The organism is Citrobacter sp. RHBSTW-00570, assembly GCF_013739755.1.
In the GTDB taxonomy this organism is placed as follows: domain Bacteria; phylum Pseudomonadota; class Gammaproteobacteria; order Enterobacterales; family Enterobacteriaceae; genus Citrobacter; species Citrobacter braakii.
Genome location: NZ_CP056399.1, coordinates 3,535,811 through 3,548,141 on the forward strand (window position 1 = coordinate 3,535,811; position 12,331 = coordinate 3,548,141).

Sequence of the window (12,331 nt, forward strand, 5' to 3'; positions counted from 1 at the left end):
ATATCCCCCGCCGCTTAAGGCACTTAACTCACTTTACTCAGGAGCAGTTATTTACCTTTAATCTCATACAGTGGTGTTTGACCAGCAACCACATGACCTTCGGCTTTAATGACCAGAGCACCGAAATCATCGCTGTTGCTGCACACAACCGGGCTAATCATGGAACGTGCGTTAGCGTTCAGGAACTCCAGATCCATTTCCAGAATCGGTTGACCTGCAGTCACTTCCGCACCTTCTTCAACCAGACGCTTAAAGCCTTTACCTTCCAGCGCTACTGTATCGATACCCATGTGGACCACGATTTCCGCGCCTTTAACGGTTTCCAGACAGAACGCATGGTTAGTGTTGAAGATTTTCACGATGGTGCCGGCAGCCGGAGCAACCACGATTTTATCCGTTGGCTTCACCGCCACGCCGTCGCCTACAGCTTTGCTGGCGAAGGCTTCATCAGGCACCTGCTCCAGCGCAACCACGTCACCGGTAATCGGAGAAACTAAAGTTTCAACGGTTACAGCGTTCGCTACAGCTTGCGGTTTAGCAACCGGAGCCGCTGCTGCTGGCGCACTTTCACCAGACGCTGCAGCCACCGGGCCACGCGCGACAACTTTCTTCATTTCGTCGCCGATAGATTCGGCCTTCGCACCCACGATGACCTGGATAGTTTGCTTGTTCAGCTTAACCACTCCAGATGCGCCTAAACGTTTACACATCGCATCATTTACGCGACCGGAGTCGGCAACGGTCAGACGTAGACGAGTGATACAGGCATCAATCGCTTTCAGGTTATCGGTACCGCCAACTGCTGCAATGTAGTTGGTTGCCAGTTGAGCCAGACCTTCTTCAGTGTTGCTGTTCGCTTCTTCAGTAACGATATCGTCTTCTTTATCTTCACGGCCCGGCGTTTTCAGGTTAAACATACGAATAACCGCGCTGAACAACACAAAGTAAATGACGAAGAACACCAGGCCCATCACGACCAGCATCCAGACGTTCTGACTCGCCGCCGGCAGGTTGTACATCAACACGTAGTCGATAGCACCTGCGGAGAAGGAGAAGCCCGCGTGGATCCCCAGCAGTGTTGCAACGAACAGGCTGATACCCGTTAACAGTGCGTGCAGGAGGTACAGCAATGGCGCCAGGAACATGAACAGGAATTCCAGCGGCTCGGTAACACCGGTCAGGAACGCGGTGATCGCAACGGACAACAGCATACCGCCAACCATCGGACGACGTGCTTTCGGAGCGGCGAAGTACATTGCCAGCGCCGCACCCGGCAGACCAAACATCATGATCGGGAAGAAGCCAGACATGAACATACCCGCAGTGCCGTCACCCGCGTAGAAGCGGTTGATGTCACCGTGGAATACGGTACCTGCAGCGTTAGTGAATTCACCAATCTGGAACCAGGCGATGGTGTTCAGCACCTGATGCAGACCGGTTGGGATCAGCAGACGGTTGATGAAACCAAAGATACCGGAACCCAGCGCGCCAGCGCCTACGATCCACTCACCTCCCGCATGGATGGCGTTCTGCACCGGCGGCCACACGTAGCCGAAGATAGCAGCCAGCACCAGACAGAAGAAGCCAGTGGCGATCGGCACGAAGCGTTTGCCGCCAAAGAAGCTCAGGAAGTCAGGTAGTTTGATACCAGACCAACGGTTATATACCGCACCGCCGACCAGACCAGTGATGATACCTGCCAGCACGCCCATGTTGATGGCCGGGTTAATGGTAACCATTGCTTTGGTCAATATGAAATAACCGACCGCACCCGCCAGCGCTGCAGCACCCGCGCTGTCTTTTGACCAGCTGGAAGCCACACCGATAGCGAAAATTAACGCCAGGTTATCAAAGATGGCCCCACCCGCTTGCGCGATGAAGGGTACGTTAAGTAAATCTGGTTGGCCGAATCGCAGCAGCAGTGCCGCGACTGGCAGCACAGCGATGGGGAGCTGTAACGCCCTACCCAGCCGCTGGAAAAAACCTAAAATATTCATTTTATTCCCCCTACGAGACCCCGATTAGGCTTCTTTGAAGCCATATTTTTATTGTGCGACCATTCCTGACAGCAAGATTCTGGAACAACAATATTAACCATTCATCTACATTCAGAGTGTGTGAAAATTTAATTCGTATCGCAAATTAAATGCGTGTTTTTTGTGATTCCAGTCACCAAATATCGTTATTAACCCTCCCTTCCACTGGCTAACTACGAAAACTTATTTTATCATTCAAAAAATCGAAACGGATTGATCCTTACCGATGCAAAACCAGGTTACGCTTAATACTGCACAGAGACTCAATCCGCCAATTGCTTACATTTACTTTTGAGGTGAAGAATGAGACTGATCCCCCTGAATACCGCTGAACAAGTCGGCAAATGGGCTGCTCGCCATATCGTTAACCGTATTAACGCGTTCAAACCAACGGCTGATCGTCCGTTCGTTTTGGGCCTGCCGACTGGCGGTACTCCGCTGACAGCCTACAAAGCATTGGTTGAAATGCACAAAGCAGGCCAGGTAAGCTTCAAGCATGTTGTAACGTTCAATATGGACGAATATGTTGGCCTGCCGAAAGAGCATCCGGAAAGCTACCATAGCTTCATGCATCGCAACTTCTTTGATCACGTTGATATTCCAGCAGAAAACATCAACCTCCTCAATGGTAACGCACCGGATATTGATGCAGAATGCCGTCAGTATGAAGAGAAAATCCGTTCTTACGGTAAAATCCACCTGTTTATGGGCGGCGTAGGCAACGATGGTCACATCGCGTTCAACGAACCAGCCTCTTCTTTGGCTTCCCGTACCCGCATCAAAACGCTGACTCACGACACGCGTGTTGCGAACTCACGCTTCTTTGACGGCGACGTCAGCCAGGTGCCTAAATATGCGCTGACCGTTGGCGTGGGCACCCTGCTGGATGCCGAAGAAGTGATGATCCTGGTACTGGGCCACCAGAAAGCGCAGGCGCTGCAAGCCGCCGTTGAAGGCAACGTTAACCATATGTGGACCATCAGCTGTCTGCAGCTGCATCCGAAAGCCGTTGTGGTCTGCGATGAGCCTTCCACCATGGAACTGAAAGTGAAGACGCTGAAATACTTTAACGAGTTAGAAGCGGAAAATATTAAAGGTCTGTAATTGATGTCTCCGCCCTGTCGATAAGTTGCAGGGCGGCATTTTTTGAAATCGGGGGTCGGAATGTATGCTTTAACCCAGGGCCGGATTTTTACCGGTCACGAAATTCTTGATGACCATGCGATTGTTGTCGCCAATGGCCTGATTGACAGCGTTTGCCCACTGGCTGAGTTACCGTCAGGAATTGAACAGCGCTCACTGAATGGGGCCATTGTTTCCCCCGGTTTTATCGATGTACAGCTAAACGGCTGCGGCGGCGTACAGTTTAACGATACGGCAGAAGCCGTGACCGTTGAAACGCTGGAAATCATGCAGAAAGCCAATGAAAAATCTGGCTGCACCAGCTACCTGCCAACGCTTATCACCACCAGCGATGACCTGATGAAACAAGGCGTTCGTGTCATGCGTGAATACCTGGCGAAACACCCGAATCAGGCACTAGGACTTCATCTGGAAGGCCCGTGGCTGAATCTGGTGAAAAAAGGCACCCATAATCCGGGATTTGTCCGTCAACCGGACGCTGCGCTGGTTGATTTCCTGTGCAATAATGCCGATGTGATCACCAAAGTAACGCTGGCGCCAGAAATGGTCCCGGTAGAGGTCATTACCAAACTGGTGAATGCGGGTATTGTGGTTTCTGCGGGTCACTCAAATGCAACGGTAAAAGAAGCAAAAATCGGGTTCCGCGCAGGCATCACCTTTGCGACACATCTGTTCAACGCGATGCCTTACATTACCGGTCGCGAACCTGGTCTGGCGGGCGCTATTCTTGATGAAGCCGATATCTACTGCGGTATCATCGCTGATGGCCTCCACGTTGATTACGTTAACATTCGTAATGCCAAACGCCTGAAAGGCGACAAGCTGTGCCTGGTCACCGACGCAACCGCACCAGCAGGTGCAAACATTGAACAGTTCATTTTCGCTGGTAAAACAATATACTACCGTAATGGATTGTGCGTTGATGAGAACGGTACACTGAGCGGCTCATCATTAACCATGATTGAAGGCGTACGCAATCTGGTCGAACATGCGAATATCGCTCTCGACGAGGTATTACGTATGGCAACGCTCTACCCTGCTCGCGCCATTGGCGTCGACAAACAACTCGGCAGCATCGCGCCAGGCAAAGTAGCCAACCTGACTGCGTTCACGCACGACTTTAAAATTATCAAGACCATCGTTAATGGCAACGAGGTCGTTACTGAGTAAGAGAAAGAATGACACCAGGCGGACAAGCTCAAATAGGTAATGTTGATCTCGTAAAACAGCTTAACAGCGCGGCGGTTTATCGCCTGATTGACCAGCATGGGCCAATCTCGCGAATTCAAATTGCCGAGCAAAGCCAGCTTGCCCCCGCCAGCGTAACGAAAATTACGCGTCAATTGATTGAACGCGGGCTGATCAAAGAAGTCGACCAGCAGGCCTCCACCGGGGGCCGCCGCGCTATCTCTATCGTCACCGAAACCCGCAATTTCCATGCGATTGGCGTTCGCTTAGGCCGCCACGATACTACGCTCACGCTCTATGATATGAGCAGTAAAGTGGTCGCTGAAGAGCATTATCCCCTCCCGGAGCGCACCCAGGAAACGCTGGAGTATGCGCTGCTCAACACCATTGCCACCTTTATTGAGAACTGCCAGCGGAAAATCCGCGAGCTGGTTGCGATTTCCGTCATTCTGCCAGGCCTTGTTGATCCTGAAAGCGGCGTCATCCGCTATATGCCGCACATTCAGGTCGAAAACTGGGGGCTGGTCGAAGCACTCGAAAAACGCTTTAAGGTCACCTGCTTTGTCGGTCACGATATTCGCAGTCTGGCGCTGGCCGAGCACTATTTCGGGGCAAGCCAGGATTGCGAGGACTCCATTTTGGTGCGTGTTCACCGCGGAACCGGGGCGGGAATCATCTCCAATGGCCGAATTTTTATTGGTCGCAATGGCAACGTGGGTGAGATTGGCCATATTCAGGTAGAGCCGCTGGGTGAGCGCTGTCACTGCGGTAATTTCGGCTGTCTGGAAACAATTGCCGCTAATGCCTCTATTGAACACCGCGTGCAGAACTTATTGAAACAGGGTTATCCAAGCCGACTCACGCTGGATGATTGCGGCATTAAAGCCATCTGTAAGGCGGCTAATAAAGGCGATAACCTGGCATCAGAAGTCATTGAGCACGTTGGTCGTCACCTGGGTAAAACAATCGCCATCGCCATCAACCTGTTTAACCCACAAAAAATCGTCATTGCGGGCGAAATTACCGAGGCTGATAAAGTGCTGCTGCCTGCTATAGAAAGCTGTATCAACACGCAGGCGTTGAAAGCGTTTCGCCACAATTTGCCGGTGGTTCGTTCCACGCTGGATCACCGTTCAGCTATTGGCGCCTTTGCGCTGGTGAAGCGTGCGATGCTCAACGGTACATTGCTGCAACGTTTGCTGGAAAGCTAATACCAAGCAGCCTCTGCGTTAGCTGCATCTGTTCACCCTAGTCACTTACTTCAGTAAGCTCCCGGGGTTCTCAGACTTGCCGCCTTGATGCAACTCGAATGATTTAGTGTATTTTGTGTATAGTAATGCCTTCTTTTTTTGATGTCGGATTGTCCATGGCCATTAAGAATGTAATTTGTGATATCGACGGCGTGCTGATGCACGACAATGTTGCCGTACCGGGTGCGGCAGAATTTCTGACTGGGATCCTGGAAAAAGGCCTGCCGTTAGTTTTGCTGACTAACTATCCTTCACAGACCGGGCAGGATTTGGCAAACCGCTTCGCCACCGCGGGTGTGAATGTCCCTGATAGCGTCTTTTATACTTCCGCCATGGCTACCGCTGATTTTCTTCGCCGCCAGGAAGGGAAAAAGGCCTACGTGGTAGGTGAAGGTGCGTTAATTCACGAGTTGTATAAAGCCGGGTTTACTATTACTGACGTGAACCCCGATTTTGTGATTGTTGGCGAGACGCGATCCTATAACTGGGACATGATGCATAAAGCAGCATATTTTGTGGCCAACGGTGCGCGTTTCATCGCCACAAACCCAGATACTCACGGACGCGGTTTTTATCCCGCCTGCGGTGCGCTGTGCGCCGGTATCGAAAAAATCTCTGGCCGCAAGCCATTTTATGTGGGCAAACCCAGCCCGTGGATTATTCGCGCGGCGCTCAACAAAATGCAGGCGCATTCGGAAGAGACCGTTATTGTGGGCGACAACCTGCGTACCGATATTCTGGCGGGCTTCCAGGCGGGTCTCGAAACCATCCTGGTATTGTCTGGCGTTTCGACGCTCGACGACATTGACAGCATGCCGTTTAGACCAAGCTGGATTTACCCGTCCGTTGCAGAAATTGATGTGATTTGATGCGTAAGCCGGATAAGACGCCCCCGCGTCATATCCGGCCAGAAGAAGTTCTTCCATTTAATAAAACCGCCATAAAATTATCGATTCATTAATAAACCCGTCTATTCTGTAATCTTTTTTCACCAATCCACAATGACCATTGCGTTTTTTATTTTCTGACCCGTAATTCACTTGCGCCCTCTCCAGCTTTGCGGCATTTTCTTTATCAAGCAAACATAAAAAGCATCACGCAACAGGTTAACGGAGAAGGTTATGTGTTCTATTTTTGGCGTATTCGATATTAAAACTGACGCAGTTGAACTGCGTAAAAAAGCCCTGGAATTGTCTCGTCTGATGCGCCATCGCGGCCCGGACTGGTCGGGTATTTACGCCAGTGATAACGCCATTCTGGCGCACGAACGTCTGTCCATCGTCGACGTCAACGCCGGTGCTCAGCCGCTGTACAACGTGAAGAAAACGCATATCCTGGCGGTTAACGGTGAAATTTATAACCATCAGGCGCTGCGCGCTGAATACGGCGATCGCTATCAGTTCCAGACCGGTTCCGACTGCGAAGTTATCCTTGCACTGTATCAGGAAAAAGGCCCAGAGTTTCTGGATGACCTGCAAGGCATGTTTGCTTTTGCTCTGTACGACAGCGAGCAGGACGCTTATCTGATCGGTCGCGATCATATCGGGATCATCCCGCTGTATATGGGTTACGACGAGCACGGTAACTTCTACGTTGCGTCTGAAATGAAAGCTCTGGTTCCCGTGTGTCGCACGATCAAAGAATTCCCGGCCGGTAGCTATTTATGGAGTAAAGACGGCGAAATTCGTCAGTACTATCAGCGCGACTGGTTTGAATACGATGCGGTAAAAGACAACGTTACCGATAAAAACGAGTTGCGTCAGGCACTGGAAGATGCAGTGAAAAGCCACCTGATGTCAGATGTTCCTTATGGTGTATTGCTGTCCGGCGGTCTGGATTCATCCGTCATTTCCGCAATCACCAAAAAATACGCCGCGCGTCGTGTTGAAGATCAGGAGCGTAGCGAAGCCTGGTGGCCGCAGTTGCACTCCTTCGCCGTAGGCCTGGAAGGCGCTCCGGACCTGAAAGCCGCGCAAGAGGTGGCGAACCATCTGGGTACTGTGCACCATGAGATCCACTTCACCGTGCAGGAAGGTTTGGATGCTATCCGCGACGTGATTTATCACATCGAAACTTACGATGTTACGACGATTCGCGCCTCGACCCCGATGTACTTAATGTCGCGTAAAATTAAAGCTATGGGCATTAAAATGGTGCTGTCGGGCGAAGGTTCTGACGAAGTATTTGGCGGCTATCTCTATTTCCACAAAGCACCAGATGCAAAAGAGCTGCACGAAGAGACCGTGCGTAAGCTGCAGGCGCTGCATATGTTCGACTGTGCCCGTGCCAACAAAGCTATGTCGGCCTGGGGAGTGGAAGCTCGCGTGCCCTTCCTGGATAAGAAATTCCTTGATGTGGCGATGCGCATCAACCCGCAGGACAAAATGTGCGGCAACGGCAAAATGGAAAAACATGTTCTGCGCGAATGTTTTGAGTCCTACCTGCCAGCAAGCGTTGCATGGCGCCAGAAAGAGCAGTTCTCCGATGGTGTCGGTTACAGCTGGATTGATACCCTGAAAGAGGTGGCCGCTGAGCAAGTTTCTGACCAACAACTGGAAACCGCCAGCTTCCGTTTCCCTTACAACACGCCATCATCTAAAGAAGCGTATTTGTACCGTGAGATTTTCGAAGAGCTGTTCCCGGTTGCGAGCGCTGCGGAATGTGTGCCTGGCGGGCCGTCTGTTGCCTGTTCTTCTGCCAAAGCAATCGAATGGGATGAGGCGTTTAAAACCATGAACGATCCTTCTGGTCGTGCGGTTGGCGTACATCAGTCCGCTTATAAATAAGTTAATCCTTAGAAAGGGCCCTGCGGGGCTCTTTTTTATGTCTGTTTTCTGTGCAAAAAAACAATTAATAACTAATAATTGCCGAATATTGCGTCATGCTGTTCGCAACCTAACCAAACAGTCACATTCCAGCTATTTTCAATGAAAAAGGGGTTGACGCTTCAAGGCTCAATACGCATAATGCGCCCCGCAACGCCGATAAGGTTACGCGAAAAAAAGATGGCTACGTAGCTCAGCTGGTTAGAGCACATCACTCATAATGATGGGGTCACAGGTTCGAATCCCGTCGTAGCCACCATCTTTTTTTGCGGGAGTGGCGAAATTGGTAGACGCACCAGATTTAGGTTCTGGCGCCGCAAGGTGTGCGAGTTCAAGTCTCGCCTCCCGCACCATTCACCCGTAAGCGTTGCACGGATGGGGTATCGCCAAGCGGTAAGGCACCGGTTTTTGATACCGGCATTCCCTGGTTCGAATCCAGGTACCCCAGCCATTTTTTCTTCGATGTAGCGGTTCACCGCAACGGTCATTGGGGTATCGCCAAGCGGTAAGGCACCGGTTTTTGATACCGGCATTCCCTGGTTCGAATCCAGGTACCCCAGCCATCGAAGAATATGATAATATCTGGCTACGTAGCTCAGCTGGTTAGAGCACATCACTCATAATGATGGGGTCACAGGTTCGAATCCCGTCGTAGCCACCATATTAAAGATGTATCGACTCGTTCGGTAAATCCAAAAAATTGTTGGGGTATCGCCAAGCGGTAAGGCTCTGGTTTCTGATACCAGCATTCCGAGGTTCGAATCCTCGTACCCCAGCCAATTTCAAAAAGTCGTCCATTCTGTGGATGCGCCCGTTGGGGTATCGCCAAGCGGTAAGGCTCTGGTTTCTGATACCAGCATTCCGAGGTTCGAATCCTCGTACCCCAGCCATATTAAAAAAGCTCGCTTCGGCGAGCTTTTTGCTTTTCTGCATTTATTATCTGATGGCACTACGCTTACCAGGCCTACAACGTTCTCTGTAGGCCTGTCTGAATTACAATCCTAACGCGTACTTGAGTGCCTGGCGTTTCAACATACCGGCGCGCTCTGCGGCCATTAGCCCAAGATTACGCATGATACGCAGCGGCTGCAGGTTGTTGCTAAATCCTGCGTAGAACAGATCCATGCCGCTTTGCATGATGAAATTGTCAGTCATGCGACGGTTCTGATAGCGCTTCAGCACCGGCTGACTTGCCCAGGACTCACCGTAGCTGCGCGCATTCACCAGCACGTCAATCAGCGCATCCACATCACGGAACCCCAAATTAACGCCCTGCCCCGCCAGCGGATGAATGGTATGCGCGGCGTCACCCACCAGCGCCAGTCCTGGCTGCACATATTGCAGCGCGTGACGGCGCGTTAGCGGGAATGCCCCCGCTGCCACAGGCGTAACGTTACCGAGTCGCGATGGGAAATGTTTGGCGATCTCCGCCTGCAGTTGCGACATATTCAAACCTTGCAACTGGCGGATACGCGCCGGTGAGTCGTACCACACCAGTGAGGCCCAGTTATCAAACAGCGGTAAAAATGCGCGCGGACCGTCAGGGGTGAATTGCTGCCAGGTGCTGTCTCCCGGCGAATTCTCGCACTGCACAGTTATCAACATACAGGACTGCGCATACTGCCAGGCATGGATACCAATCCCGGCCATTTTCCGCACCTGAGAATTTGCGCCATCGGCGCCGATGACCAGCTTCGCGCTGATTTTTTCGCCACCAGCCAGCTCAAGCTCATGCCGATCGTTATGTTGATGCAGAGAGATCAGCGACGCAGGCACGCGCAGTGTGACTTTGGGGTGAACGTCCAGAGCCTGCCAGAGCGCCTGTTGCAGGACCGTGTTTTCCACCATATAGCCCAGTAAGGGCAGCTTAAGCTCGGCGGCATCAAACATCACATGGGCATTTTCCCATTCCCACGTTTCCAGACGACGGTAAGGATGGCTGCGCATCCCCTGAACCGTATCCCAGATGCCCAGCCCTTTTAGCAACGACGCGGAGGCGGAGCTGATGGCCGAAATTCTGACATCTGGCTGTCCGTCAGCCACAAACGGCGCGGGAACGGCATGTTCAATGACCGTTACCGTAAATCCATGCTGCGCCAGTCCTAGCGCCAGCGCGCCGCCGACCATCCCCCCGCCGACAATGGCAATTTCCGTTGGTTGATTTGTCATGGTCAATTATCCTGTTACATGTATTGTGTAAGTTTACAGGATTTTTTACCCCTTGAGGCTGACATCCGTCATACTGGTCACAACCGCGCCAAAGCAGTACACTATGCGCCCTGCATTTCAGCCACAATTTCGCAAGAGCAAGTCGATGACCAAAAAACTCCATATTAAAACCTGGGGCTGTCAGATGAACGAATACGATTCATCGAAGATGGCCGATCTGCTGGATGCCACCCATGGGTATCAACTGACCGACGTGGCCGAAGAAGCGGATGTGCTGCTGCTGAATACCTGCTCTATCCGTGAGAAGGCTCAGGAAAAAGTCTTCCATCAGTTGGGCCGCTGGAAGCTGTTAAAAGAGAAAAATCCCAAGCTGATCATCGGTGTCGGTGGCTGTGTTGCGTCTCAGGAAGGCGACCATATTCGCCAACGCGCGCACTATGTCGATATTATTTTTGGGCCGCAAACCCTGCATCGTCTGCCGGAAATGATTAACAAAGTGCGTGGAAGCACCACCCGTAGCCCGGTGGTTGATATCAGTTTCCCTGAGATCGAAAAATTCGACCGCCTACCGGAACCGCGTGCTGAAGGTCCAAGCGCTTTCGTGTCAATCATGGAAGGTTGTAATAAATATTGTACTTACTGCGTGGTGCCATACACCCGCGGTGAGGAAGTAAGCCGTCCGGCGGACGATATCCTGTTTGAAATCGCCCAGCTTGCGGCGCAAGGCGTGCGTGAAGTGAACCTGCTGGGACAAAACGTGAACGCCTGGCGCGGTGAGAACTACGACGGCACGATCGGATCTTTTGCCGATCTGCTGCGGCTGGTCGCGGCGATCGATGGCATTGACCGTATCCGCTTCACCACCAGCCATCCGATCGAATTCACCGATGATATCATTGAAGTGTATCGTGACACGCCAGAACTGGTGAGCTTCCTGCACCTGCCGGTACAGAGCGGTTCAGATCGCGTACTGAACCTGATGGGACGCACCCATACCGCGCTGGAATATAAAGCGATCATCCGCAAACTGCGCGCAGCGCGTCCGGATATCCAGATTAGCTCCGACTTCATCGTTGGCTTCCCAGGCGAAACCACGCAGGATTTCGAGCAGACCATGAAGTTGATTGCAGACGTCAATTTTGACATGAGCTACAGCTTTATCTTCTCTGCGCGTCCAGGCACCCCTGCCGCCGATATGGTTGACGACGTGCCGGAAGAAGAGAAAAAACAGCGCCTGTATATTCTGCAAGAGCGTATTAACCAGCAAGCTATGGCCTGGAGCCGTCGCATGGTCGGCACGACCCAGCGCATTCTGGTTGAAGGCACATCGCGTAAAAGCATCATGGAACTGTCTGGCCGTACCGAAAATAACCGAGTGGTGAACTTTGAAGGCAACCCGGAGATGGTCGGTAAGTTCGTGGATGTAGAAATTACCGATGTCTGGACGAACTCCCTGCGCGGTAAAGTGGTGCGCACCGAAGACGAAATGGGTCTGCGCATCGCTGAATCCCCTGAGTCGGTTATTGCGCGTACCCGCAAAGAAAACGATCTGGGCGTCGGTATTTATCAGCCTTAATCTTCAATGCCCGATGGCGCTACGCTTATCGGGCTTACTCTTCTGGGCTCGCTGCCCCGGCGGGCCTTGTAATCTACCTCATCATCCCCATATTTATCGCAATGCTTGCGCCTTTCCCCCATGGCGTGAATAATTTCCTTAGAT

At 51.9% G+C, this 12,331-nt stretch carries 8 protein-coding genes and 7 tRNA genes; 13 read left to right on the forward strand and 2 right to left on the reverse strand.

Translation table 11 applies throughout. The annotated features are described in order from the left end of the window. Positions 1-47: 47 nt before the first annotated feature. Positions 48-1,997 carry a PTS N-acetyl glucosamine transporter subunit IIABC gene (gene nagE / locus HV237_RS16905; RefSeq protein ID WP_016152249.1) on the reverse strand — a complete coding sequence of 650 codons (1,950 nt, stop codon included), beginning with the start codon at positions 1,995-1,997 and terminating at the stop codon, positions 48-50. A 342-nt stretch (positions 1,998-2,339) separates the two neighbouring features. Between nagE and nagB the strand changes: the two genes are divergently transcribed. From nagB to HV237_RS16965, 12 genes are all read left to right on the forward strand, one after another. Then, a complete protein-coding gene (nagB, locus tag HV237_RS16910) occupies positions 2,340-3,140 on the forward strand; it encodes a glucosamine-6-phosphate deaminase (RefSeq protein ID WP_003022803.1) in 801 nt (266 codons plus the stop codon). Positions 3,141-3,200: 60 nt separating this feature from the next. Continuing rightward, positions 3,201-4,349, forward strand: a complete 1,149-nt coding sequence (gene nagA / locus HV237_RS16915) for an N-acetylglucosamine-6-phosphate deacetylase (protein WP_032931096.1) — start codon at positions 3,201-3,203, stop codon at positions 4,347-4,349. 8 nt (positions 4,350-4,357) lie between these two features. Further along, positions 4,358-5,578 carry an N-acetylglucosamine repressor gene (locus HV237_RS16920; protein ID WP_016152247.1) on the forward strand — a complete coding sequence of 407 codons (1,221 nt, stop codon included), beginning with the start codon at positions 4,358-4,360 and terminating at the stop codon, positions 5,576-5,578. A 155-nt stretch (positions 5,579-5,733) separates the two neighbouring features. Beyond that, complete coding sequence (gene nagD / locus HV237_RS16925) at positions 5,734-6,486, forward strand: ribonucleotide monophosphatase NagD (protein ID WP_005121413.1); 753 nt, start codon at positions 5,734-5,736, stop codon at positions 6,484-6,486. Between the two features lie 252 nt (positions 6,487-6,738). Further along, entirely contained in the window at positions 6,739-8,403 is a 1,665-nt protein-coding gene (asnB, locus tag HV237_RS16930) for an asparagine synthase B (protein ID WP_003835552.1), read from the forward strand. 221 nt (positions 8,404-8,624) lie between these two features. Then, a tRNA-Met gene (locus HV237_RS16935) sits at positions 8,625-8,701 on the forward strand. 9 nt (positions 8,702-8,710) lie between these two features. Then, positions 8,711-8,795, forward strand: a tRNA-Leu gene (locus HV237_RS16940). Between the two features lie 23 nt (positions 8,796-8,818). After that, positions 8,819-8,893, forward strand: a tRNA-Gln gene (locus HV237_RS16945). A 37-nt stretch (positions 8,894-8,930) separates the two neighbouring features. Then, positions 8,931-9,005: transfer RNA gene (locus tag HV237_RS16950), tRNA-Gln, on the forward strand. 21 nt (positions 9,006-9,026) lie between these two features. Continuing rightward, positions 9,027-9,103: transfer RNA gene (locus HV237_RS16955), tRNA-Met, on the forward strand. A 43-nt stretch (positions 9,104-9,146) separates the two neighbouring features. After that, a tRNA-Gln gene (locus HV237_RS16960) sits at positions 9,147-9,221 on the forward strand. Between the two features lie 36 nt (positions 9,222-9,257). Then, positions 9,258-9,332: transfer RNA gene (locus HV237_RS16965), tRNA-Gln, on the forward strand. A gap of 103 nt (positions 9,333-9,435) precedes the next feature. Here the strand turns inward: HV237_RS16965 and ubiF are convergent. Then, complete coding sequence (gene ubiF, locus HV237_RS16970; protein ID WP_047359491.1) at positions 9,436-10,611, reverse strand: 3-demethoxyubiquinol 3-hydroxylase; 1,176 nt, start codon at positions 10,609-10,611, stop codon at positions 9,436-9,438. Positions 10,612-10,756: 145 nt separating this feature from the next. Here ubiF and miaB point away from each other — a divergent pair, with 145 nt between their 5' ends. After that, on the forward strand, positions 10,757-12,187 hold the full coding sequence (gene miaB / locus HV237_RS16975; protein ID WP_016152245.1) for a tRNA (N6-isopentenyl adenosine(37)-C2)-methylthiotransferase MiaB: 1,431 nt from the start codon (positions 10,757-10,759) through the stop codon (positions 12,185-12,187). Positions 12,188-12,331 lie beyond the last annotated feature (144 nt).